This window comes from Pseudarthrobacter phenanthrenivorans (assembly GCF_036455295.1).
GTDB lineage: Bacteria > Actinomycetota > Actinomycetes > Actinomycetales > Micrococcaceae > Arthrobacter > Arthrobacter phenanthrenivorans_C.
Genome location: NZ_JAYXNX010000001.1, coordinates 261677 through 284573, shown reverse-complemented (window position 1 = coordinate 284573; position 22897 = coordinate 261677). Strand labels below are relative to the sequence as shown.

Annotated in this window: 23 protein-coding genes; 10 read left to right on the top strand and 13 right to left on the bottom strand. The window is 64.1% G+C overall.

The features are described from left to right. Window positions 1-64 precede the first annotated feature (64 nt). On the top strand, window positions 65-616 hold the full coding sequence (locus VXJ37_RS01350) for a phosphatase PAP2 family protein (RefSeq protein ID WP_331321279.1): 552 nt from the start codon (window positions 65-67) through the stop codon (window positions 614-616). 122 nt (window positions 617-738) lie between these two features. After that, complete coding sequence (locus tag VXJ37_RS01345) at window positions 739-1452, top strand: hypothetical protein (protein ID WP_331321278.1); 714 nt, start codon at window positions 739-741, stop codon at window positions 1450-1452. Between the two features lie 21 nt (window positions 1453-1473). On the opposite strand, the gene VXJ37_RS01340 is transcribed toward VXJ37_RS01345, so the two are convergent. The 5 genes from VXJ37_RS01340 to VXJ37_RS01320 form a co-directional block, all read right to left on the bottom strand. Next, entirely contained in the window at window positions 1474-2343 is an 870-nt protein-coding gene (locus VXJ37_RS01340; RefSeq protein ID WP_331321277.1) for a class II glutamine amidotransferase, read from the bottom strand. Window positions 2344-2367: 24 nt separating this feature from the next. Continuing rightward, window positions 2368-3768, bottom strand: a complete 1401-nt coding sequence (locus VXJ37_RS01335; RefSeq protein ID WP_331321276.1) for a glutamate decarboxylase — start codon at window positions 3766-3768, stop codon at window positions 2368-2370. Window positions 3769-4152: 384 nt separating this feature from the next. Then, entirely contained in the window at window positions 4153-5157 is a 1005-nt protein-coding gene (locus tag VXJ37_RS01330) for a glycoside hydrolase family 26 protein (RefSeq protein WP_331321275.1), read from the bottom strand. A gap of 112 nt (window positions 5158-5269) precedes the next feature. Continuing rightward, a complete protein-coding gene (locus tag VXJ37_RS01325) occupies window positions 5270-5608 on the bottom strand; it encodes a hypothetical protein (protein WP_331321274.1) in 339 nt (112 codons plus the stop codon). Between the two features lie 23 nt (window positions 5609-5631). Continuing rightward, window positions 5632-7059 carry a glycosyltransferase family 2 protein gene (locus tag VXJ37_RS01320; protein WP_331321273.1) on the bottom strand — a complete coding sequence of 476 codons (1428 nt, stop codon included), beginning with the start codon at window positions 7057-7059 and terminating at the stop codon, window positions 5632-5634. Between the two features lie 612 nt (window positions 7060-7671). Between VXJ37_RS01320 and VXJ37_RS01315 the strand changes: the two genes are divergently transcribed. The 5 genes from VXJ37_RS01315 (at window position 7672) to VXJ37_RS01295 (ending at window position 11624) form a co-directional block, all read left to right on the top strand. Next, complete coding sequence (locus VXJ37_RS01315; protein WP_331321272.1) at window positions 7672-8127, top strand: hypothetical protein; 456 nt, start codon at window positions 7672-7674, stop codon at window positions 8125-8127. A gap of 75 nt (window positions 8128-8202) precedes the next feature. Next, window positions 8203-9339 carry a COG1470 family protein gene (locus tag VXJ37_RS01310; protein WP_331321271.1) on the top strand — a complete coding sequence of 379 codons (1137 nt, stop codon included), beginning with the start codon at window positions 8203-8205 and terminating at the stop codon, window positions 9337-9339. 1 nt (window position 9340) lies between these two features. After that, complete coding sequence (locus VXJ37_RS01305; protein WP_331321270.1) at window positions 9341-9844, top strand: hypothetical protein; 504 nt, start codon at window positions 9341-9343, stop codon at window positions 9842-9844. Continuing rightward, window positions 9841-11106 (top strand): OmpL47-type beta-barrel domain-containing protein, encoded by a 1266-nt coding sequence (locus VXJ37_RS01300; protein WP_331321269.1) that lies wholly within the window; start codon window positions 9841-9843, stop codon window positions 11104-11106. The genes VXJ37_RS01305 and VXJ37_RS01300 overlap by 4 nt, the downstream gene beginning before the upstream one ends. A 74-nt stretch (window positions 11107-11180) precedes the next feature. Then, window positions 11181-11624, top strand: coding sequence for a YdeI/OmpD-associated family protein (locus VXJ37_RS01295; RefSeq protein WP_331321268.1), 444 nt, complete (start codon window positions 11181-11183; stop codon window positions 11622-11624). Window positions 11625-11630: 6 nt separating this feature from the next. Here VXJ37_RS01295 and VXJ37_RS01290 read toward each other — a convergent pair whose 3' ends face one another. The 3 genes from VXJ37_RS01290 to idi form a co-directional block, all read right to left on the bottom strand. Further along, entirely contained in the window at window positions 11631-11843 is a 213-nt protein-coding gene (locus VXJ37_RS01290) for a hypothetical protein (protein ID WP_331321267.1), read from the bottom strand. An 890-nt stretch (window positions 11844-12733) separates the two neighbouring features. Next, window positions 12734-13666, bottom strand: a complete 933-nt coding sequence (locus VXJ37_RS01285) for a lipid kinase (protein ID WP_331321266.1) — start codon at window positions 13664-13666, stop codon at window positions 12734-12736. Window positions 13667-13831: 165 nt separating this feature from the next. Continuing rightward, window positions 13832-14398 carry an isopentenyl-diphosphate Delta-isomerase gene (gene idi, locus VXJ37_RS01280; RefSeq protein ID WP_440589761.1) on the bottom strand — a complete coding sequence of 189 codons (567 nt, stop codon included), beginning with the start codon at window positions 14396-14398 and terminating at the stop codon, window positions 13832-13834. 163 nt (window positions 14399-14561) lie between these two features. Here idi and VXJ37_RS01275 point away from each other — a divergent pair, with 163 nt between their 5' ends. From VXJ37_RS01275 to VXJ37_RS01265, 3 genes are all read left to right on the top strand, one after another. Beyond that, a complete protein-coding gene (locus VXJ37_RS01275; protein ID WP_331321264.1) occupies window positions 14562-15146 on the top strand; it encodes a hypothetical protein in 585 nt (194 codons plus the stop codon). Window positions 15147-15267: 121 nt separating this feature from the next. After that, the gene (locus VXJ37_RS01270) at window positions 15268-16002 is read left to right on the top strand and encodes a YcnI family copper-binding membrane protein (RefSeq protein WP_331321263.1); all 735 of its coding nucleotides are present in this window, start codon (window positions 15268-15270) and stop codon (window positions 16000-16002) included. 12 nt (window positions 16003-16014) lie between these two features. Beyond that, a complete protein-coding gene (locus VXJ37_RS01265) occupies window positions 16015-16572 on the top strand; it encodes a copper resistance CopC family protein (protein ID WP_331321262.1) in 558 nt (185 codons plus the stop codon). 279 nt (window positions 16573-16851) lie between these two features. Here the strand turns inward: VXJ37_RS01265 and VXJ37_RS01260 are convergent, their stop codons facing one another. The 5 genes from VXJ37_RS01260 to VXJ37_RS01240 all read right to left on the bottom strand — a co-directional run bounded on the left by VXJ37_RS01260 (window position 16852) and on the right by VXJ37_RS01240 (window position 22471). Continuing rightward, window positions 16852-16974, bottom strand: a complete 123-nt coding sequence (locus tag VXJ37_RS01260) for a hypothetical protein (protein ID WP_331321261.1) — start codon at window positions 16972-16974, stop codon at window positions 16852-16854. A gap of 834 nt (window positions 16975-17808) precedes the next feature. Beyond that, complete coding sequence (locus VXJ37_RS01255) at window positions 17809-19071, bottom strand: MinD/ParA family ATP-binding protein (RefSeq protein WP_440589768.1); 1263 nt, start codon at window positions 19069-19071, stop codon at window positions 17809-17811. Window positions 19072-19414: 343 nt separating this feature from the next. Next, window positions 19415-19567, bottom strand: coding sequence for a hypothetical protein (locus VXJ37_RS01250; RefSeq protein ID WP_331321259.1), 153 nt, complete (start codon window positions 19565-19567; stop codon window positions 19415-19417). 349 nt (window positions 19568-19916) lie between these two features. Beyond that, window positions 19917-21056, bottom strand: a complete 1140-nt coding sequence (locus VXJ37_RS01245; RefSeq protein ID WP_331321258.1) for a glycosyltransferase family 4 protein — start codon at window positions 21054-21056, stop codon at window positions 19917-19919. A gap of 587 nt (window positions 21057-21643) precedes the next feature. Beyond that, entirely contained in the window at window positions 21644-22471 is an 828-nt protein-coding gene (locus VXJ37_RS01240; protein WP_331321257.1) for an MBL fold metallo-hydrolase, read from the bottom strand. Window positions 22472-22897 lie beyond the last annotated feature (426 nt).

Sequence of the window (22897 nt, the reverse complement as noted above, 5' to 3'; positions counted from 1 at the left end):
GGTTACCGGAATATTCCCCACCTTTTCAGCCGTCGCACCCAGCATCGTTGCGTAGGATTCCCGGATGCAGCGCAGCGGACAGCGTGCCGGTCTCGAGTTCCTGGACAGAAGCATTGTCAAGGGCGTTAACCGCCACTCACCCAGGACACTTGATTCCGGACTGCACGGGCTTTCCGTCAGCGCCAATAAGAGCCTGCTCTGGCTGGGCCTTGCAGGCGGTATGGCCATGTTCCGCGGGACTCCGCGGAACGCCGCCTTGCAGGGGCTCGTAGCGCTTGGGACTGCGGCAGCGGTCAACGGAAGCCTCAAGGTCCTCCTTCCTTTCAGGACGCGCCCGCAACAGTTGCCCGCCTTTCTTTCCTGGGCCCCCGAATACGATGGTTCGTCCTTGCCCTCCGGCCATTCGGCCGCGGCAGGAGCATTTGCCACCGGGGTGGCCCTTGCCAGCCCGGCCCTGGGCGCCGTCGTGGTACCACTGGCCGCCGGCGTGGCCTATTCACGGGTGCATATCGGAGCCCATTGGCCTACGGATGTTGTCCTGGGAACGGCGCTTGGCATCGGAGCCGCCCTCTTGAGCAGGAACTGGCTCAAGGACCTGGCGGGCAGCCGGACCTGATTGGCATCCAGCTTTTCCCCAGCCTGAGCTTCTACAGTGAACGCGTGCCCGTCCATGCGGTCAGGTGTGGAGGCACGGGATCTTTGGAAGGACACACCGTGGTGAAGCCATCAATTCCGTCAATGAAAACCCGCATCGGCGTCGGCGCGGCAGCTGTGCTGGCGGCCGGTGCCATGGCCGTTGCGGGCGTGGGCGCAGCATCCGCATCATCGAACGCGACACCGGCCTCGGCAACCTCGCCCTCCCCCACCGCCACCGCGAAGGCCCACACGGCGAAGGGCTTCGGCGGCCTGCAGGCTTTCCTCAGCCTGACGGCGAACAGCCCGCAGGCTGCCGGGGACCGCGCGGCGAAGGCAGCTGCAGCCCTGGTCAACCACCCGCAGGTATTCGCCAAGCTACCCGCTGCCCTCCAGGCGGACGTGACCACCCTCAAGGATGCGGCTCCGGCTGACAGGGTGAAGGACGCATACAAGATCAAGACCACGGCACTGTCCGGCGGTTACGGCGCGGAGATCCAGAAGCGCGGGGATGCCGTGGAGAAGGCCGCCACCAGCATGGCCGGCCTGCGCCAGGAACTGCGCACCGCTTTCAACTCGGGTAACCCGGGGGCAGGTCTCCAGCAGGTGGCGGACCAGCTCATCAGCCACCCGAAGGTATTCGCCAAGCTGCCCGCAAACCTGCAGTCGGACCTGACGGCCCTGAAGAACGCCGCCCCGGCCGACCTGGATGCCCAGGCGAACAAGATCAAGGACACCGCGCTGAACGGCGGCTACGGTGCCAAGGTGCAGAAGATGGCCGAGGCGCTGCAGAAGAAGGCTGCAACGCCAGCCACGTAAGCACCAGCCGGACGCGTGCCGTCAGGACATTTGCGACGCCGCCGCGGATGGTTCCAGGTCAGCGAGCGTGAGCAGGTGTTTGGGTTGGTCCGGGAAGGGAAAGGTGCAGGCCACCTCCAGGTCCGGACCAACGTGCACCAGCTCCCCCGGCGCCATGGGCCGCCATCCGGGGTTGTGGTTCATGGGTTCGGTGGCAAAGAGGACGGAACGGGAAACGGACAGTTCGGTGCTTCGAGACCGGATCCGGTGGCTCCTCGCGTCAAGGGGCGCGGCCGGGGCAGGCTCGTCTGAGGGATCCCTTTCCAGGATGTACAGCGGGTGGGTGGCCGGGTAGCGGAGCGCCCAGAGGTCTGTTGCTGTTGTCACGATGATGTTCAGTGCCAGGACGGGCAGTTCGGCGGCCACCCAGCCCACCGCACGGGTGATGGCCTCGCCAACGTCCCCGTCCGCCCGCCGGCTCTCCGCCGTGATGAGGGCGAAGAGGCGTTCACTGTCGGTTTGGCCGCGCACCAGTCCGGCCACGCCCAGCTCCTCCAGCCGCTGGTCGATCCGGTCCAGCCCGTGGAAGGCGCCGTTGTGGGCGAAAAGCCGCCCGTCCTGATCGAAAGGGTGGGTGTTCACCATGGTGTGCGCGCCCGTGCTCGCATACCGGACGTGGGCCAGGAAAGTGGTGCTGGTCAGCTGCCGCGCCTCCCGGGCGAAGGCGTGGTCTTCCCACGCGGCGAGTGGACGCTTGGTGACCCGGGCGCCGCCGTCGTCATCAAACGTGCCGATCCCCGCGCCGTCGGGTTCCCGCCTGCTTTGCTCGGACAGGCTGTCCGGGGCGTCCAGGAGCCAGAAGGTGGCACGGACCGGGCGGGACCCGGCGTGGAGTCCAAACAATCGACACACGGGACACTCCCTCTGCAGGACCGGCTAGTGGTGGAACGCCTGTTTCTGTTTTCCGTCGGGCATGGGCGCTGTCAGGGCATCCAGGTAAGCCACTTCCTTCTGAAGATCGGCCAGGAAGCTGGAGGCCAGGTCCCGGGTGAAGCCATTGCGGACCACGATCCGTTGCACCGTGATGTCGCTGAGCCCTTCGGGCAGAGGGTAAGCCGGGACCAGCCAGCCGCTCATGCGCAGCCGCTCCGAGAGGTGGTGCAGGTTCCAGTTCCGGGTGTGGCCGTCGGTAAGCTGCCACGCAAAGACCGGAATGTCTGACCCGTCGCTCCAGAGGGTGAACGCGTCCATGGCACCGATCTCGTGCGAGAGGTACCGGGCCACGTCGCGTGAGCTTGTCTGCACCGATTTGTAGCCGGCAAAGCCCAGCCTAAGGAACAGGTAGTACTGCAGCAGCACCTGGGCCCCGGGCCTGGAGAAGTTCAGGGCGAAAGTGGGCATGTCACCGCCCAGGTAACTGACGTGGAACACCAGGTCTTCCGGCAGGGCGTCCGCGTCCCGCCATACGATCCAGCCAAGCCCCGGATACACCAGCCCGTACTTGTGGCCGGAGGTGTTGATAGATGCCACCCTGGGGAGCCGGAAGTCCCACGCCAGTTCCGGCTGCAGGAACGGCGCCACCATCGCCCCGGAGGCGCCGTCCACGTGGATGGGGATGTCCAGTCCTGTTTCGTCCTGGATCCCGTCCAGCGCGGCGGAGATCAGCTCCACGGGCTCGTAGGCGCCGGTGTAGGTGACCCCCATGATGGCCACCACGCCGATGGTGTTCTCATCCACGTAGTGGCCGAGGTTGTGCCCGTCCAGGGTGGGATGGTCGGTGGAGACGGGCACGTAACGGGCTTCCACCTCCCAGTAATTGCAGAACTTCTCCCAGCAAACCTGCACGGCGGAGCTCAGGACGATGTTCGGCGCGTCCGTGGGTTTTCCCTCAGAACGACGGCGGTGTTGCCACCGGCGCTTCAGCGCCAGGCCGGCGAGCATGCACGCTTCAGAGGAGCCCACGGTTGACGTGCCGATGGCCTCCGATGGATCCCGCGCGTTCCACAGATCCGCCAGCATCCGCCAGCACCGGGTCTCGATCAACGCTGTCTGAGGGTATTCGTCCTTGTCGATCATGTTCTTGTCGAACGTTTCCGCGTACAGCTGGGAGGCCTCCTTTTCCATCCAGGTCCCCACGAAGGTTGCCAGGTTCAGGCGGGAATTGCCGTCCAGCATCACCTCGTCGTGGACTACCTGGTAGGCGGTGGCGGGCAGGGATTCGCCGTCCGGGATGGTGAAGCGCGGAAAGATGGTGGACTCCCCCGGCCGGCTGAACAAGGGGTTTAGCTCAATGCTCGTTTCGGGCTCGTGCCGCATGCTCCGGTGTGACCTCTTCATGTCCCGTTCCTTAGCTGTCATAGGGGCGCGCGCCTGCGCTGGGCTCCACGGTCCAGCACTCCGTATTATTCATGCACCAGGGACAAACGGCACCAGTCGTTAACAGGATGGGGCCGATTGCTCTCCGGGCTAAGGTATTCCTTGGCCCGGGGAGCAATCGGCCCGCCCTTTACCTGCCGGTCCGTGACCGGTTCGCCGGCGGCGGCCATGCCGCCGGACGTTTTCACGCGCTGGATTTGTAGCTTTCCGGGGGACTTGCGGCGGCTGTGGCCTCTCGCCTTCCGCATGCCGGGAGCACTATCCAACAGTTACGCCTGTTCGTGGACAGGCACAAGGCCCTTTTTGAAAAACGGTTTGCAGGTTGGGGCATGGTTCACGTCGGCGTCAGTGCAGGGGCGCGGTCATGAAGCTGCGCGGGATCGCCTTGGTGAAGCTGTCCTTGATGCCAGGACTCACTGTGGTCCGCCAGTCGATCACTGGGGTGCCCGGTTGGTTCTCCTCTTTGGAAAATTCGAACCAGAGTGCCATTTTGAGTCGTGGGAACCTCTGCTGAAGCCCCGGATCGAAAAGCTGGTTCCACCAGGCTTCCTTGATCGCCAGTTCGGATGCACCGTCGCTTCGGGAGGGGTTGTAGAACGCCCCTGTTTCCGAGATGGCGAAGGGTTTTTGGTGGCCCTCCGCGTATTCCTGGTAGAAGTTTGGGACAGCTTTATCGTCCACCAGGTCGTTTTTGAAGTCGCCGGTGATCTTGTCCGCCAGCTTTCCGGGTTCCGGCACCACGTTCTCGCCCCACGGATATGCCTGGCCGAAGTGGTAGACGGAAAGCCCCACCCAGTCCACGGCGTCATCTCCCGGCCAGTAGGGCGCGTAGGGATCGTCCTCCTCCGTGAGTTGGCCGTCATGGTTGGTGTCCATGGCCGCCGCATCAGCACTGCCCTTCTGTACTTCGTGTTCCCCGCCGGCGAAGGGATACCCTGACCCTTCGTTCGGCGACCACAGCATTGCCGCTTGTGGGGCCTTATGGACCGCCGCGGCCACCTGACGGAATTTCTGCACGTACAAGGCCGGTTGCTGGCCCCAGGGATACCAGGCGCCGTTCATCTCATGCGCGAACCGCACCATTACGGGGACGCCAGCCTTATTCCATGCGATGAGGTTCTCGGTCAGCACCTGCAATGACCCATCATCGACCGCCTGGAGGTCCTCCCGCGGTTCCAGGGTGAGCATGAGGGATGACTTCTGCGTCGAGAGTTCCTTGACGTCGGCAGCTATGACGCCCTGGTCGGCCTGGGATAAGGGGAAGTCCACGTAGCGCCCGTAGATGGCGGGCGTGAAACCGATGCGGCCCGCGTAGCCGGAGATGTCATCAAATTCGTGGTCCAACTGCACGCCGAAGAGGGTATCCCCGGAGGCCGGAAGCGGAAAACGTGGGGGTGGATTGTGGAACGCAGCGAGTGACGCTCCGGCTGCCACCGCCGTGGCCGCCATCAAGAACCTGATGCTACGGAACAACCCGGCGCGCTGCACTGCCACCCTCCTGGCCTTCGGTCTTGAGCACAATGAATGCGGTAAGGAGGAAGATCTCGAGCAGGATGGCGCCGGAAACTCCCCACGCCAGGGCCGCAGCGGACACTACGGTTTCGACGGCGACGGCCAGGGGAACCAGTACGTATGCCGCCACCAGGATCAGGGCGGCTAAGCTCAGGGCCAGGCAGCGCACCATGGACCGCACCGCTGAGGGGTAGATGCCGGCGCGTACTGCACCAAGGGATGTATGCGTTCCGCCGAGCCGCCATGTTGGGCGGCCTGTCTGTGCCGGTGCCAGAGCGTCCTCTGTCACCGCGGTAATGCTGTTTGTCACTCTTATTCACCGCTCTCAATGGTTGCCAGATCTGCTTGTTTGGTTTTGGGCGTTGGAACCCACGCCACCTCGCGTTTGCCGAGGGCCCAATCTTTGACCGCCCACAGTGCAGCGGAGCTCTCGATGATGCCTGCCACGGGGGCGACGAGGACGGCGAGGGCAATTTCCGCCGCGCGGTTCCACCGGTCCAGCCCGGAATCCGCAAGGTTGTGCCATGCCCCGATGAAGGTTGCCCCCAGCCACATGGCCCCGAGGAAGGCCAGCCACGCACTGCCGAGGCCCATCAGCGGAGCCTCACGCCCTGCCACCAAGTAGTCCAGCGCCTGGCTGAGGAACACCGGAAACACCAGTGCGGAGAGAACTCCGGCAACCGATCCAAGTGCGAAGGTGCCAATCCTGAACCGGGTCCCCCATTCAAGGCTGAGCCTGGTCCGGCGTGGAAGGGACAGATAAATCAGGTTGGTATTCATGGCGCTTAGACCCTGCAGGACGCCGAAGATCCAGCGGTAGCGCTGCTTGAATGCGCTCCGGACCGAAAATGGCGGCTGTTCCAGCATGACGCACCCGTGCCAGCCGAACACTTCTTTCCCGTACTTGACGAAGGCCTTCATTCCAAAGACGTAGTCCTCTGCGATGAAGGGCTGCCCGTCCAGGCACCCGATATCCCAACCGATGTCGTTTTCGAGTGATTCCTCAATCACCAGGTTGGAACCGTGCAGGTGCAGCGGGGCCCCGGATTCCATGACGTGGCGGCATTCGTAGCAGCCGATCGGCCTGTTCGCTTCCATCGCCCGGCAAAGCGACGAAGCATCCATGTACTCCAATGGGTAATAAATCGGACCTTCGAGGATTTTCTTGGTTGTCAGGGAAAGGCAGTGAATGAGCTTGCGCATTTCAGCCGGGGCCATGACGCTTTCCTCGTCGTAATGCACGATGAAGGTCCGGCGAAGCTTTTGGTTCCACCCGTTGCGCCGCTGCTCCACCGCGTAGTGAAGGCCGCGTGCCTTCAGCATGGTGGCGTTGGGCGGCCGGTAGCCCTCAGGCACAATCAGCGCATCCACGGGGATGTCCGATCCCAGAAAGCGCTCCTGGAGAATATGCCCCTGGGCTGCGGACTCCGTCACCACCTCTACGGACAAGACCCGGGAGTAAAATCGGGGATCTTCACTCGCCAGGGCCAAAACATTATTGATTCCGCGTTCGATGACTTCCGTGCTGCCAGCCGACCCGCGGGTGGTTATTTGGACCTTGATAAATGGCACATCCAGGCGCTGCAAATCACTTGTAGAGATCGCGTTCAGAACTCGGTAACGCTTCCAGTGAAAGAGAAAGCTCCACCAGTAAAAAGCCATGCGGATGCCGATGAGGGACACCGCGATGAAAACAATTGGACCTAAAATGGACAGGACAGTATGGACTGAAGTGGGCATACAAAAACCGTTCGGGACGCAGGCAGGTTACAGGGCGGATACAGACTCCTGCGCCACAGCCGGATGGCCGCCGGCTGCGGTAAGAATCAGGAATCATGGATCATGGGTGGCGCTGCCAAAGAAGGAGCAATCGCATCTTGCAGCCGCTTTCACGCGCGGCGAAGCTGCCCACCAACTTTGGTCGGGCGTTTGCTTAACCCAGTGCCCTAAACCCTAAAAAGACCCTGTGGATCCCACACCAGTAGCCACTACTCGAATAATCCATTCGGTAGTACTTACATAACGCCGGCCCGTATGGGCCAAAAGTCCCTAGGGATCCTTTGAGTGGTACAGGGGCCGCACCCACCGCGACTACTTGTTCCGGCCCTCTCCGCCGCGATTTCCCGCGCTTCAGCAATATCTACGCAGGTCAAGCGCGTGGGAATTTGCTGAGTAATGGCGCCCCAATCCAAGTAGCGGATATCGCAACGCATCTGAAAATCGGGTACCGGTACGTGTTGTTGGGCCGGCCAGCAGCCGAAAATATTGGCTCATCGATCCACCGGAAGGCACCTCGATGGAGCCACCTATGGGGGAACGGGTTCTCAAACACATTTCGAAGGAGTCTTTTCCATGCGCAAAATGACGAAGAAGTCCAAGATCGCAGCCGTTGCCGCTTCCGCCGCCCTGCTGGCTGCCGGTGGCGGAGCGGCGTACGCATACTGGACCACGACGGGTTCGGGCAATGGATCGGCTGCCGCATCTGCCGGCACCTCGCCGATCACGATCAACGTGACAGTCGCGCCAGGCGTTGCCCCCGGCGCCCCCGTTGGCATTATTTACACCGCCGACAACCCCAACTCCAGCAAAACTCCAGTGACGCTGTCCGCCCCCGTTGTGACAACCGACGTTTCGGGTTGCATGCCGGGATGGTTCACCGCAACGGGGCCAACCGGCACCACTACCATCGACGGCAATTCCACCGGTACCTCTTTGGGCACCGGAACCCTCACCCTGAATGACAGCGCGACCGTCAACCAGGATGCCTGCAAGGGCGCCAACGTCACGGTAAGCGTCACCAGCAAGTAGGAAGCGGGCGGGCCGGGGGCGGCAGCAAACCGCCCCCGGCTTGCCGTCATCTGCACCAAAAAGAGGGGGTCCAGGGTGCACAACCAGGACGGACAGCCACAGCGCGCTACACGCATCGGCTTCAAGGCGACGATCATCGCACTGATGCTGGTGCTGGCGAGCGCAGGGGCGCTGATCGCTGCGGCGAGCAATCCAAAACCGGGCATTACCGTGCAGGTCTCCCCTGCCAGCCAGTCGGTCCAGCAGGGGCAGTCAGCCTCCTTCACGGTGACCGTCACATCGGCGGGCGGCTTCAGTGGTGCCGTCAACCTGACCACGGCGGGACTGCCGGCGGGGGCAAGCGGTGCCTTCTCGCCGTCGTCCGTCACCCTCAGCTCCGGGACCAGCGCAACCAGTGCCCTGACCGTTACCACTGCGGCGGGCACCCCTGCCGGCACCAGCACCCTGACCATCACGGGCACCGGCGGCAAGGTCTCCGGCAGCACCACCGCCAGCCTCACCGTGAATTACAAGGTCTCCGCCTCGTTTTCCGTCAGCGCCACCCCGGACTCGGTCACCATGCCGCCGGGCGCCACCGCCGTCTATACCCTGCAGCTGAGCCGCAACAACTTCACCGGACCTGTCAGCTTCAGTGTCATGGGCGGGTTGCCGGCCGGTGCGACGGCGTCGTTCTCGCCGAACCCCGCAACGGGTAACTCCACCACGCTGCAGGTAGCCACCACGGCGGCCTCCCCCACCGGAACCTCCAGCCTGTACCTGGTGGGAAGCGGCACGGACTCCACCGGGAAAACACAGTACGCCTACGCCAACGTCCAACTGGTCCTGGACTCCACCATCAAGCAGTTCACGCTCTCGGGGAACGTCCCGGGAACGCTGTCCCCGGGCACGTCGGCCGGGCTGGACCTGCAGATCAGCAACCCCACCGGCAAGTCCCTTTCCCTCACCAACCTGTCCGTAGCCATCACGGGGGTTGCCAGGACGGCGGACGCCGTGGCGAAAAACCTCGCCTGCACCGCGCAGGACTTCACCGTCACGCAGTTCAGTGGCGCGTACCCGGTGGCTGTTCCGGCCGGAAGCAGCTCCCTTTCCAGCCTGGGCGTCGCCCGGGCGGCGTGGCCGCGGGTGGGCATGCTGGACACCTCCACCAACCAGGACGGCTGCAAGGGCGCAACCCTCCAGCTCGCATACTCCGGATCAGGACAGGGGAACTGAGATGACCAGCACCGCAAGGACGGTCCGCACCAAGCGCGGCATCGGGGGTGCAGCCCTGGCCGCACTCCTGGCGACGGCGGGCACCGGAACCGCGTATGCCTACTGGAGCGTGGCAGGGTCCGGGGCCGGGTCGGCAACAGCGGGCACCATGCAGACCGTCACCGTGAATGCCCTGGTAGCCGGAGACACCCCCAAGACGACGCTCATCCCGGGCGGGAGCGCCGACGTCGTCCTCCGCCTCACCAACCCCAACCCCTACGACGTCCAGGTCTACAGCGTTGCCCCCAACGGCCCCGCTGCCGCGGATGCAAACCACCCCGGCTGCACCACCACCGGCGTCAGCTTCACAGGGACCGCTGCCCCGCTGTCGCCCGCAACGTACGTTGCCGCGAACTCGTCAGCACTCATCACCCTCCCCGGAGCGGCCGCCATGGACACCACCTCTCTCGCAGCCTGTCAGGGCGCCACCTTCAGCCTGCCCGTCACTGTGGAGGCACGGAAATGAGCTCAACCACCCGAAGCCAGCAGTCCACGTGCGGCCGCCGGCAGCGCAGGCTGCCGTGGATCGCCGCCACCCTGACGCTCCTGCTCGGCGCGGGCACCCCGGCCTACGCCTTCTGGGCTGCCACCACCAGCAGCAACAACGCAGCCGCCGTTGCCGACGCCCTCCTGGCGGGCTCCAAGCCAACCGCGGCCGCCACCGGCACGTCCGTGGCCGTCAGCTGGCCCGCCGGGAGCACCGGCAACGGCCGTCCGGCCACCGGATACCTGATCTCCCGCTACTCCACGGCCACGGGCGGAACCGCGACGGCGGCCACCGGCGGCTGCGCGGGGACCGTCACCACGCTGAACTGCACCGAATCGAACGTGCCCGGCGGCGTCTGGTACTACACGGTCACCCCCACCATCGGCCTTTGGACCGGCGCGGAAAGCCCGCGGAGCACCGGTGCCAGCATCGACACCACCGCGCCGACGGCAACCGCGTCGGTCTCCCCCGCGCCCAACGCCGCGGGCTGGAACAACACCAGCCCGGTCACCGTCACCATCACGGCCGACGACGGGACGTCAGGTTCCGGCGTCGCCTCCATTTCCTACACGGTGGACGCCAACCCGCAGCAGACAGTGAACGGCGCCATTGCCTCTGTCCCGGTGACCGGACAGGGGACACACACCGTCTCCTACTTCGCCACCGACAAGGCGGGCAACTCAGGGACTCCCCAGAGCCAGGCGGTCAAAATCGACACCGTCCCACCGGCGACGAAAGCAGTGACTTTTGCGAGCGCAACCACCGGCGGGGCGAAACTTGGCACCATTGACCCTGGTGACACAGTCAACATCCCGTTCACCGAGGCCATGGACCTCACCAAATTCTGCCCGGGCTGGACCGGCTCAGCCATGAACGGCACGGCCACGATCACCAACGGTACGGATGCCACCAAGGACACCATCAGCTTCACCACCACCGCTTGCGCCGGGCTTACCATCGGGACCATCAACCTGGGCGCGGATTATGTTGCCGGAACGGCCGCCGTCTTTGCCGGCACCTCCAACGGCAACAGTTCCACCATCAAGAACCCGTCCACGCTCAGCTGGGATTCCACAACCAACTCGCTGGTCATCACCCTCGGAGCCCTGTCCACAGGGTCGGTGCCTGCGTCCTCTCCGCAGAGCTTCCCGGTTTACACTCCCTCCGCGGGCCTGGCCGACCCCGCAGGGAATGCACTGCCCACGACGGCCAGCCCCGCCTCACCGGGGACACGCTTCTGACGGGACTGGCGGCGCGGAACCCGCATCCGCGCCGCCTGCTCCACCCCCGAAAGGCAGGGCTGCATACTGTGGGAATGAAGTTCACCACCACGATCCAAGGCAGCGGCAACAAGACAGGCATCGAGGTACCCGAGGACGTTGTCCAGGCCCTTGGCGCCGGACGCCGGCCGCCGGTGATCGTCACGATGAACGGCGAAAGCTACCGCAGCAGCGTGGCCGTGATGGGTGGCAGGAACATGGTCAGCGTGAGCGCCGCGAACCGGGAGCTTACGGGAGTAGCCGCCGGGGACACCGTTGAGGTGGACCTGGAACTGGACACGGAACCGCGGACCGTCGAGATTCCCGACGACCTCGCCGCCGCCCTGGACGCCGAACCCGAAGCGAAAGCCTTCTACGGAACCCTGAACTACAGCAGCCAGCGCCGCTACGTGGAGCCCATCACCGATGCGAAAACGGCGGAAACCCGTTCACGGCGGATCGCCAAGGCGGTGGAAGACCTCAAAGCGCAAAAGAAGTAGGACGCGCTACTTCTGCTCAGGTATCCAGAACGGCGCCTCCACTCCGGCGCCGGTGAGGTTGTCGCAGCGGACCAGTTGGGTGCCGATGCGCTCCAGCTGGCAGTCCACGTAGGTGTTGAGGGCCTCGTCGTCAGACGCGGCGGTGGCGGTTGCCGGTGCTGCCGAAAGAAAGAGTGCGGGGAAGACGGCGGCAAGGACCGGGAGGTTGCGCTTAAACACGGTTGGCTCCTTGGATAGGGCAAGGAAGGGAGGAGGGCAGCCAGCCCAGGACCTGGGCGGGCGCAACTGGGTCCCCCAGCCGATTCCCCAAAATGTGGGTCCCGCCAGCACGGAACTCTCCGGCAGTTCCACACGCTACGCCGGCGCCGGCAGCGGCATAAGGGTAGCCGTTACCCCTCGGGCCACTGCGGCTACCCAATTGCGGAGCCGGCCCAGGCAGGGGCACGCACCCCAGGCATCCCCCATAGGCCCGCCCCGGCAGCGAGGGCGGGTGGCCGGGGCCTCCCCTGCGCTGAGGTGCAGCCGGTTCTCTGGGCGGGGAGGCTCGGCGTTGGCGACGCGCAAATCAGCGCGGGACACGCAAGTGCATTTTCGCGGCCCGGATAATAGCCGCGCCAAGGAATGTGCGTGTCGGGAATGCAGCAGCGCGTCGAGAATCCAGAAGCCCATAGATGCCGGCAACCAAATTTGCGCCGACCTTGATGCATTCTTGATCGAATCCGGGCAGGACCTTGAGGTGGTCCATCCAAAGTGATGCGTGAAGGACGGGACGCAGCCTTAATGCACCTGGGAACTGGGCCCAGTCAACCCGCGCCTGCATCGGATAATACCGATGGTCTCAGACGCCTGGCGGCGCTAAGAAGCGGCGCCGCCAGGCGACCCCTTCCACACTTCCTCACAGACCAGGGGCCGACGGCGGAGGCACGGATCAGCGTCGATCCGAAAAAAGCCGTCGGTCCCCTTATCTTTAAGAAAAGTACGACGCCGGCAAGCCTCAGCCGTCGAAGGCGCGGCTTGGTTGCAGGGTTTAGGAACACCCCCGGTGGGTAGGGATGCACCTGAGGAGCCCCGCGGACGAGATATCCCCCGTGGGGCTTTTCATTTGCCCGCTACGCGTCGAGCCGCGCGGCGTTGCTGTGGTGCGGCACCACGACGCGCACGGCGTTGCGCTCGATGGTGAAGTCCGTGGGCGTGACCGTGGCGATCTCGCCGTCGAGGTTCACCGGCAGCGGCGGCTCGGTCACCAGCCGGACATGCTGCGTGCTCAGGTGGTACACGCCGTCGCGCTCAACAAAGCTGCCGTCCTTCAGCATGCGGGCGATCCTTAGATGCTCACGCAGCGGCGCGCCCGGGATGGCATTAATATCGAGGGTGTGGTCGTCGATTCCCGCGGTGGGCGAGACCGCGTTGCCGCCGCCGTAATGCCGGCCGTTGCCCACGGCCACCTGCAGCATGTTCTCCAGCTCGAGCGTCTGGTGGTCCCCCGCCGGAAACTCAAGCCTTGCGCGGAACGGTTTGTGCCGGGCGTAGGCGCGGACTGCGGCAACGCCGTAGGCCAGCGGACCCAGGGACCGCTTCAGGCGCGGGCTCAGGCTCTCGGTCACGCCGACTGACAGCCCGACCGACGCAACGTTGAGGAACGGCTCTCCGTTGGCCCGTCCCAGGTCGATGTCCACCACTTTTCCCTCCGCCAGCGCAGCACAGGCCGCGTCCAGGCCGGACGGGATCTCCAGGGTCCGGGCAAGGTCGTTGGCCGTCCCCAGCGGCAGGACCCCCAGCACGGTTCCGGTTCCAGCAAGCCGCCCGGCAGCGTAGGACACGGTGCCGTCACCGCCGCCTACAACCACCAGGTCATATTCCGCGGCAAGCACCCGGTCCAGTGCCCCGGTCAGTTCCGTGCCCGTCCCCACGTAGTGCACGGAGGAGATGGGCAGCCCGGCCTTCTGCAGCTTGCCCACAGCCAGCTCCGGGCCGGCCGCGGCAAGGCGCGCGCCGGCGTTGATCACCAGCGCAACGGAGTGCGCGTCCCGGGCAGCCTTCATGGGGACCATCCTAGGTGGCGGACCGGGAGCGGCACCGGGGCTCACTTCCTGCGGCGCACCACCAGCACGATGTACAGGGCAACGCCCACTGCCACCAGCGCCCCAATGTTGATACCTATGTTTGAACCGTTCAGCACGCCATCAGCTTACGTCCGGCGTCGTACATCAACCCAGGGGTAAGGGCGCCGCGCCGAACCGGTCCGGGTAGAGCAGCGGCAGCTGCAGGGTCAGCCAGGGACTGAAGGCCCAGGGTGTTGCGGCCACGGCGGCGGTGATGAGGGCCGGGTCGGTCCACTGCCACTCCATGACCTCGTCGGCGCGGGGGTTCAGCGCTGATGCAGCCAGTGCCGTGAAGACCGGGCAGATCTCGTTCTCCACCATGCCGGAGGCATCAACGGCGCGGTACCGGAAGTCGGGTACCTTCAGTTCCACCTGCTCCAGGCGGAGGCCCAGCTCGTGCTCTCCCCGGCGCCGCACGGCATCCTCGAGGTCCTCGCCCGGGCCGGGGTGGCCACAGAAGGAGTTGGTCCAGACGCCGGGCCACGTGAGCTTGGTGAGGGCACGGCGGGTGAGCAGGATGCGGCCGTCGCGGTCGAACACGTGGGCAGAAAACGCCAGGTGCAGCGGTGTGTCCGCCGAGTGCACTGTGGCCTTGTCCTGGACGCCTACGGGTGTCCCGTCAGCGGCCGCCAGGACCACCTGCTCTGCGTTCCGGTTCAATTGCCCTCCCATGGTGCCCGTGTTTACTCTACCTACGGATATGGGGAGCCACGCTGGCGGGACTGCGGTCCGCCGTGGACTTTCCTGCAGATCACCACCTGCCGGATTACCTGCTGCCGCCCGGCTTTCCCTAAAGTGGAAGGTGGCAACAGCGGATGGAAGGGCGGCGAGTGGCATGAGTGCACCGTTCCGCCTCCCCCGCGCCGTGGCCTTTACCGCCGCGATGTTCGCCCTGGCCGCCTGGGCCCACGTGCTTGCCGGCGGGATACTGCCGCAGCCGGCCATCGTGGCAGGAATCGCGGCCCTGGTGCTGGCACCGGTTACCATCCTCTCGAAAACCAGGATCAGCGCGCCGGCGATGATCGGGCTCCTGGGGTCCAGCCAACTGGTCCTCCACTGGGCCTTCGACGCGCTCTCGGTGTCCGCAACCTTCACTCCCGCCGCGAACACCCACGTCCACGATGCATCCCCGGTTTCTGCCGCGGCCCTGATGCCTGAGCATGCCGCCGTTCCCGGGGCCCTGATGCTGGCCCTGCACGCGGCGGCAACCCTGGCCACCGCCCTGGTCCTTGCCAAGGGCGAGACTGCCGTGTGGGCGCTGGCCGCCTGGCTCCGCCCGCTGGTCCGCATCCTGACGGCCACCGCCGTTCCGGAATGGCCGCAAATTCCCGCGCCGGCCGCCGTCGTTATTCCTTTCCGGTGGCGGAACCTGCGCCTGCCTGCCCTGCGCGGGCCACCGGCCTTCCACGCCGCGCCCTAGCGGCTGCCGCTCTCTCCGCGCCGCCCCACCTGCCGACAGCAGGCAGGGGGCCGCCGCGTTGTCCCCATTTCTGCGCCGCCGCACACGCGGCCCTTGTGGCGCACCCCTTGGAAGGCTTGCTTTGAACACCTCATTCCGCCGTACCCTCAAAACCCTGTCAGCCGCCGCTGCCGCCGCGGGGCTGGTGGCCGCCGGCGCCACCGCCGCGTCCGCGCACGTCAGCGTGAACCCGGACGATACCGGCGCCAACGGCTACTCCCACCTGACGTTCAACGTCCCCAACGAGTCCCCCACCGCAAAGACCAGCAAGCTCGAGGTCACGCTGCCCACCGACACCCCCTTCACCTCCGTCTCCGTGAAGCCCGTGGAGGGCTGGACCGCTCAGGTGATCACCGGCGAGCTGCCCAAACCCGTCACCGTCGCCGGCACCACGGTCACCAAGGCGCCCACCTCCGTGGTCTGGACTGCCGATGAAGCCCACCAGCTGGGCCAAAACCAGTACCAGGCGTTCTCACTGTCCGTGGGCCGGCTTCCCGCCGAGGGCACAAAGGTCACCCTGAAGGCGGCCCAGACCTACACCGACGGCAGCGTGGTGAAGTGGGACGAGGAGAGCGCCGAGGGGCAGCCGGAGCCCCAGCATCCGGCGCCGGCGTTTGTGACAACGGCCGACGACGGCGCTGCCGCCGCGACAGCGTCACCGTCACCCAGTGCCGAGGCAGTGACCCGGACGGCCCAGGATTCCAGCAACGCAGCGTCCGTTTGGGGCGTGGTGCTGGGGGCCGCAGGCTTTGTGCTCGGTGCTGCGGCACTGGGCCTGGTTCTTGCAGGCCGCCGGACCCGCGCTGCCGGAAAGTAGGAGGGACGACTCGTGAAGAAGATTCAATCCCACAGCCCGACGGCGTGGCTGGCCCGCGTGCTGCTGCCGCTGGCCACCGCCGGTTTCCTGCTGTTTTCGTCGGCGCCGGCGCAGGCTCACGACGCCCTGGAGTCCAGCAACCCGGCCAACGGTTCCACGGTCAGCACCATGCCCGAGAAGATCGAGCTGACCTTCGACCACACCCCGATCGCCATCAACTCGATCGTGCGCGTGGAGGATGCCAGCGGTACCGACCAGGCGGACGGCCCGGTTTCGATCGTTGACAACCAGGTCAGCCAGGCGGTGAAGCCGGGCGCTCCGCAAGGAAAGTACACGGTGGTGTGGCGCGTGGTGTCCTCGGACGGGCACCCCATCGACGGGACCTTCACCTTCACCGCCGGCGGCCCGAACTCGGCGCCGTCGGCCGCGCCTGCTGCAGCCGCCGCTGACACCGGGCTTCCGGGGCAGCTGGTTTTAGCGGGGGTTGTTGGTGCGGTCCTGCTCGTCGGGCTGGTGGTGGTCGGGCTGCTGATCCGGCGCCGGCTGCGGAACTCGGAGGGCGAGGGGTAACACCCAATACGGTTGACGCCGGGACCCGATTAGCAACGGTTCTCCCCGGGGCTCCGCTCATGACCAACATGAGCGAAGCCCCGGAGTTTATCTCGCGTCCTTTACGCCAGGTCTTCGAAGCTGTCCTCGCGGGGGCGCTGAGCTCGGCAATTTCGACGAAGACCCCTTCCCTGGCAGGGTGGATACGATCGTGCGGTGTCGAGTTCGATGCGGATACCTTCGCACTTCTTTTCAGTAGTCGAAACCACGGTGCCCGTTTTGCTGAACGATGGGCCACACTTAGCTGTTGAACATGACGCGGCTTAGGCTCTCATCCCCGTCGAACCGGAACTGCGCGTAGTCATTGAGGACAAACTCCATGGAGCCGTGCTGCAAGGCGCTCCCGCCCCTCACTTCCATCATGATGGCAAAAAGTCTGGGGACCGGAGCCCAGTCACATGTACGGACCACCCATACCTGTGTCTGAGCACTATCGTGGCCGCAAGACACCATCTGCGATGGCACGTGGCAAACGCGCCCGCTCATTGTCGCTGCGAAGGTTCTTCGGCGCAGCCAGTATCGCGCGTCGGCTACCTCCTTGTAAGCCAAAGCCTCGGACTTTGAGCACCCCAGATCTGCCCAGCAACGAAGGGACAGCCGAGTCGAGAGCTCATCCGCAGACTCGAGGGGGCGTTAAACACTTGGTGTCGCGTAACTGAAATCTTCGGTGACATGATCGGGGTAGTCGGAGTTTTAACTCCGGGTTCTACGTCATAGCCACCCTCAAACAGGTCGCCCGTCTCTGCTGCCAGGAGCCAGACCGGTGGCATCACGGTGCCCGCCGGCGTCAAGAAGCCGATCCGGCCCGAGGCAACTGAAGGAGACTCTAGCGTCCGCGGTGGCGATGAGAGATGCAAAACCGGAAGCAATATCCACGTGACGTAGCTCCAGCTATTTCTGTCCTTGTTCTTCATGCGTCTGCTCGACTGCATCAGCGGCAAGTCTCAATAGCGCGCGTGCGCGTTTGCGGTACGCGTCCCTTACTTGGTCAGCGGGTGGCGAAGCGTCGTACTCGTCCTCACCGTACAGCGCCCGTGCTACCGCCTCCACTGCGTTCTCAGAAAGCGCTAACATCTCCAGATCACTGACACCCTCAAATTGTTCTTGTTCCCGCACAGATCTGACACTACGTACCAAGTACGCTTACTTAGCTCAAGACTAGATCAAGATACCGGAAGTTTTCTCGTATGCGCACGTCTACCGGTACCCGTCCACGATCGCTGCGGCGATCTCCTTGTAGGCCCGCCGCGTCTCTGGCTTCAGTACGTCCAGCGTGACCAAGTCGCCGTCCGCGACGCCACGGTCGTGCGGCACCGCGATCAGATCGCGGCAGATCCCAGACAGGTGTTCCTCGATGGCGTCCTTATCCACCCGGGAGGACACCTCGTCTTTGTCCGTGATGACCACGATCGCGTTGCGGGCCAAGTCGTCGTAGCCGTGGCTGGCCAGCCAGTGCAGGGTGCTCCGGGCACGCTTGGCGCCGGACACCGCGTACCCGGCGGCGATCACCAGGTTGTCGGCCGACTGAAGGATTCCGCTCATCGCGTTGTGGGTCACGCCGGTACCGCAGTCAGTCAGCACTACGGAGTAGTAGCTGGAGATAAGCTTGCGGATCCGCAGGTACTCTTCCGCCGTCAAAGAGTCCGAAACCTCTGGGTCTTGCTCCCCCGCGATGAGGTGAAGGCGTCCGGCATGGTGCATGTACCGGGCAAGCGAGGTCAGGGAATCGATTGATTCGATGTTTTCCAGAAGGTCGGTGATCGTCCGGGGGATCGACTGCTGGTAGATTCCCTCACCGAGGGCGCGTTCCACGAGGTCGCCGGAGTCCGGATTGGCATCGATGGCGCATGGAGCATCCCCACGGTATTCAGCGAGGGTAAGGCCAACACCCACAGTGGTGGACGTCTTGCCGATACCGCCCTTGAGACTCAGGACCGCAGTGTTGTAGCTGCCCTGGAGCTGTCGGGAAATGCGGCGCGCAAGTTCGTCCTCCTGGCGCTGTTTCGGTCCTGGGCCGAGGTTCCAGGCGCCGCCGGTCAGGTTGTAGAGCGCACCACGGAAACCGCCTACCGGCCGCGGCTTCTGTTCCTTGACGAACAGGCCCGGCGAGCTGATGAAGTCCGGCATGGGACTGTCGGCGATCTCGTCGGCCACGGTGGGCCGGCTGCGGCGAAAAGACGGAGTTTCGGCGGGAGCAGCAGCCGGCGGAACTGCAGTCTTGGAGGCCGTCTCACCGGGCGCGGGGGACGGAACAGATGCGATGGGTTCCGGCCCAGAATGAGGTCCGGGTTGTCTGGCTGGTGGCACAGGCTGCGCGGGAGCCGACGGTGCAGCAGTCGAAGGTGCGCGCGACGGTTTGGTGGCGTCAGCCGCAGCAGCCGCTTCTGCCCAAGAGGATCGGCGAGTCACTGGCTTGTCAGCGTCGTTGGATATGGACGTTTCGGGAGTTACGGCTGGCATGGTTCCTGTCCAGGCATCCTGAACTGAGCCGTCGGCACGACGAAGGTCGCGGCGCCGGCGCAGTTGCGGCTGCCCTGCATCCTCTGCTTGGGCGCCGGCATTCTGATCCGCCGGATCTGGCATGTCTGTCCCCTCGGACGTTTCGGCAAACGGTTCTGCGGCACTGGTTCAGTCTGTAAGTCTAGGGGGTCCAGAGGTAACTCGTGAGGCGTGGCCGTTGCTCAGCGGTGGATGAGTGCGGCAGAAACGACTGCGGCGGTGAGCACCAAGAGAACGGCAAGAATGGCGTAGCCAACCCATTTGGGGCGGCCTTTATGGGGGTTGATATCGACATACGGCATGGTCAGCGTTGCTTACCTCTGGGTGCGGGTGCGGGCCGGATGGGAATCCGGAGTGCGCGGCGCTTGAGCCGCAGCATTTGGTACAGGACGGCGAAGGGAACCAACAGGGTGCCGAGTAGCGCGCACAGCGCCAGAGCGTAGTCAGAAAAAGCCACAATAGCCTCCATTGATGATTGCGGGCCCCTGAACAGAGCCAACCACGAGTCAACAAAATTGACAAATCAAGTCAAAAGAAAGACTTCCTCAGACGGCTCCTTCTTCCTGCCTCGTCCTGAACAGACGCCAGTACAAGCCCCCGATAGGACGTAAGGGTGACACCATGCGGGCGTGTTGCGAGCAGATGTGTCCATGCTCAAACCGCATCGGTCCCTTAATCTCAGAAATGGCGGGACGGGTATCCGCTCCACCGCTACGGCCCGAGCGCACTGCTTTAGCAGCCTACTGCGCAAGTCATCCCGTGCAATGCCACGAGCCAGGTAGACGCCACCGCGACTCAAATTCTACTTACTGACCGCCGCCGTGCGCTTGGGCATTTTCGTTGGGTGAGGCGCGGTTCAACAACTCTTCCCACGCTCGGGCAACTACGGGCCAGGCGAAATTTGCAGCGAAGAGCTCCCGGCCAGCAGAATTTACCCGATTCCGAGCATCCTCGTCCAGGGCAAGACCGAGCACCATGTCTGCGAACCCTTGCGCGTCCCCGGCAGGCGACAGGGCAACCCCCTCAGATCCAAAGAGCTCGAAGTCTGTGTCCGGCCCTGCCGTGGTGGCTACGGTGGCGCCCATGGCCAACGCAGAGATCGCAGAGCTTCGCCGACCCGACATGCCGTCAGACAGCGGCAACGCGAATATGTCACCGGCCGCGAGCAATTGGGCCGCATCCTTGGAGGTCACATAGCCGAGATGGGTCGCTTGCGAGTGCTCGACCTTAAGGCGACCGGCTGTGACAAGCCGCGCGTCGATTCCCGCTTCACTTAGCGTGTCCAACACTAGCGGGAGCTGCCCAACCTCCTGTGTTGGGTGACCCAGGCCGAACGACGTCAGCAGAAACGCATCGGCTGGTACGTCGTGGCGCTCGCGCCACGACGGGTCCCCCTCGCGGGCCGCAACGGTGGGGCCAATCTGGATCACGTGGACCCTGTCAGCCCAAGGGAACGCGAGTCGCTGAAGGTCCTGCTGTCGACGCTTCACGGTCACAACAAATGCTGCCGTGGAAGAAACCAACAAGACGGCCCCCATGCGCTGCGCGATGTGCCAGGGCGCCCGTCTTATTGACTCACTCCACGCACCATATATCTCGTGGGCGTTGATGATGACCGGTGCTTCGATAGAGCGAGCCAGTCTACTCAGCATGGCTGCCACGGGAAGGCCGCTACCACGCGGGCCGTAAGCGTGAGGCACGTATTGCACCACGACAGAGTCGGGCTGTGAATCGAGAATCATGCGTCGAAGTTCGCGGGCACCAGCAAGAGACCACTTGCCAGGGAATGGCTGGACGGTAATTCCGGGCTCAAAAGCACCAGTCGCGGACGTTATGAGAGTCAGCTCGTGCCCCAGTTCGCGCATGGCCAAACACCAAGCCTGCGCGTAGTCCGCGACTCCGCCTGGCGTTGGCGGGTAGTGAGAGCTGACTACCGTAATCCTCACTGCGGGGTCTCAGACATGGCAAACGCCGGGTCAGCGTGCTCGGGGTTGCAGAAGGCAACGCCCTGCCGACCGGTGTTCTTATCGACGGCTCCCCATCCACGGCAGCCCTCATAGTCGCAGCGAGTCGGAAAGCGTTGCAAGAGTATCCCCATGGGGCAAGTATAAGTGCTCCCGCGCCCACTTCGCAGGCCGAAGAACATCCCATGCTTCCCACTGTTGCAAGAGCGACTATCAGTTATTGCGCGGATCCTTGCTGTCGAAATAACTGGCATATTCGTCATCTTTGAGCACCCCTCCACCATAAATCCGCCGGCTGCATGATTCGCCAGCGAGCTTCGACTCCTCAAACGACACGAGCGCCTCGTTAGGAGGCATCGAGCGCCTCTTATGAGGCATCGAGCGTATTGGGTGAAGGACTCAAGTACCCAGCAGAGCAGACAACGTGCGTTGGCGGGCACGCAGGAGTAACAGCGCCAATAATCTACAGCGGCAACAACGCCATGTTAGAAAAGCAGACTGGAATGACAAAGAGGGCAAGCACGCCAGCAACTCGCAGCTGAATACGCAGCCTCATCAATCTGGCTGCCCTACGAGTCAGGGCTCGTTTCCCCGCGGGTCTCCTGTAGGCGCTTGATGAACCAGCGGGATTGTTCAGGCCCGTATGGTAAAACGGGAATCGCCTTGGTGGCGTCGTTTGGTGTCTCCCGGATGGACCCAAGAGCCTGTCGAACGGCAGTAGTCATCGTGTTGGCCATGGTTTTGATGTACTCGTCGCTGCACGGCTGGCCATGACCGGGGATCAGGAATTCGTAGCGGTGGCGCAAAGCGGAAATGTGCCGGAGGGAGTCGGCCCACTCCTCAGGGTAGGAGTCCTCGAACGAGGGGCGGCCGCCCTGTTCCACTAGGTCACCCACGAAGAGAGTCGTGGGTGTTCCCACAAGGAGATCCCCATCAGTGTGGCCCCGGCCAAGGTAGAACAGGGTGGCTGTGAGTCCACCAAGGTCCACTAGGACAGGCTGGTCTTTGACAATAGCGTTGGGAACAACAAGGTTCACGCCTTCACCTTCACCCGCCGACATCTCAGGTTCGATTGTTCCGACGTGCCGGCGCTGCAAATCACCACGCTTGTCAATCTCCGCAGCACAGTTCTGGTGCGCCCAAAATTCCGTTACGCCGGATTTGGCGAAGACGGCGTTCCCGAAGAAATGATCATAGTGGGCATGGGTGTTGACGACGACAAGGGGAAGGTCAGTCTTCTCCCGGATCGCATACAGAATTTCGCGTCCCTGGCGGGGACCACAGCCCGTGTCGAGTACCATAGCACGCTTCGAGCCGACGATCAGGCCTGTATTCAGCCGGCATCCCTGAGTAACGAGAACATAGTTGTCCGCGCCCACTTCACGCCATTCCGACATTATTTCTCCGTCCCTTCGGCAAAGGAGTGTGCGTTAGTCTTGGTGACCGATTCTACCCATGCTGTGTGATCGCTCCATTGGAGTTGGCTCGATTCCATATGGAGGCCAGACAAACTGTTCCCGCTACCCGGAAAATTATCGGACCAGCCGAGTGCTTGCATGCTACGAAACGTTACAGAAAACAGAGCACCGACAGCGACCCGGTAACCGGAGTATTCTCCGTGGCAGAACCGCCTCGCTCAGCGCCGCGAGGCCTTCTACTCACGCTAAAGCCAAAAACCGCAGCTAGGGCCAGTACGCGGACGCGTAAAACCAACATTTTGGTTGTCTCGCGACCGCCCGCTTTCGCTGCGAGTGTCCGGTGCCGCCGGCGGACGAGAGAGGACGGTGAAGCATTGGCAGTTGTGGCCCCAGAGTGAGGCTCGA

What these genes read in the sequence shown, in the direction of transcription:
- VXJ37_RS01350 (WP_331321279.1), top strand. Translation starts at nt 65, where the DNA reads ATGCAGCGCAGCGGACAGCGTGCCGGTCTCGAGTTCCTGGACAGAAGC.
- VXJ37_RS01345 (WP_331321278.1), top strand. Translation starts at nt 739, where the DNA reads ATGAAAACCCGCATCGGCGTCGGCGCGGCAGCTGTGCTGGCGGCCGGT.
- VXJ37_RS01335 (WP_331321276.1), bottom strand. Translation starts at nt 3,768, where the DNA reads ATGAAGAGGTCACACCGGAGCATGCGGCACGAGCCCGAAACGAGCATT.
- VXJ37_RS01320 (WP_331321273.1), bottom strand. Translation starts at nt 7,059, where the DNA reads ATGCCCACTTCAGTCCATACTGTCCTGTCCATTTTAGGTCCAATTGTT.
- VXJ37_RS01315 (WP_331321272.1), top strand. Translation starts at nt 7,672, where the DNA reads ATGCGCAAAATGACGAAGAAGTCCAAGATCGCAGCCGTTGCCGCTTCC.
- VXJ37_RS01305 (WP_331321270.1), top strand. Translation starts at nt 9,341, where the DNA reads ATGACCAGCACCGCAAGGACGGTCCGCACCAAGCGCGGCATCGGGGGT.
- VXJ37_RS01300 (WP_331321269.1), top strand. Translation starts at nt 9,841, where the DNA reads ATGAGCTCAACCACCCGAAGCCAGCAGTCCACGTGCGGCCGCCGGCAG.
- VXJ37_RS01295 (WP_331321268.1), top strand. Translation starts at nt 11,181, where the DNA reads ATGAAGTTCACCACCACGATCCAAGGCAGCGGCAACAAGACAGGCATC.
- VXJ37_RS01285 (WP_331321266.1), bottom strand. Translation starts at nt 13,666, where the DNA reads ATGAAGGCTGCCCGGGACGCGCACTCCGTTGCGCTGGTGATCAACGCC.
- idi (WP_440589761.1), bottom strand. Translation starts at nt 14,398, where the DNA reads ATGGGAGGGCAATTGAACCGGAACGCAGAGCAGGTGGTCCTGGCGGCC.
- VXJ37_RS01275 (WP_331321264.1), top strand. Translation starts at nt 14,562, where the DNA reads ATGAGTGCACCGTTCCGCCTCCCCCGCGCCGTGGCCTTTACCGCCGCG.
- VXJ37_RS01260 (WP_331321261.1), bottom strand. Translation starts at nt 16,974, where the DNA reads ATGATGGAAGTGAGGGGCGGGAGCGCCTTGCAGCACGGCTCCATGGAG.
- VXJ37_RS01255 (WP_440589768.1), bottom strand. Translation starts at nt 19,071, where the DNA reads ATGCCAGCCGTAACTCCCGAAACGTCCATATCCAACGACGCTGACAAG.
- VXJ37_RS01240 (WP_331321257.1), bottom strand. Translation starts at nt 22,471, where the DNA reads ATGTCGGAATGGCGTGAAGTGGGCGCGGACAACTATGTTCTCGTTACT.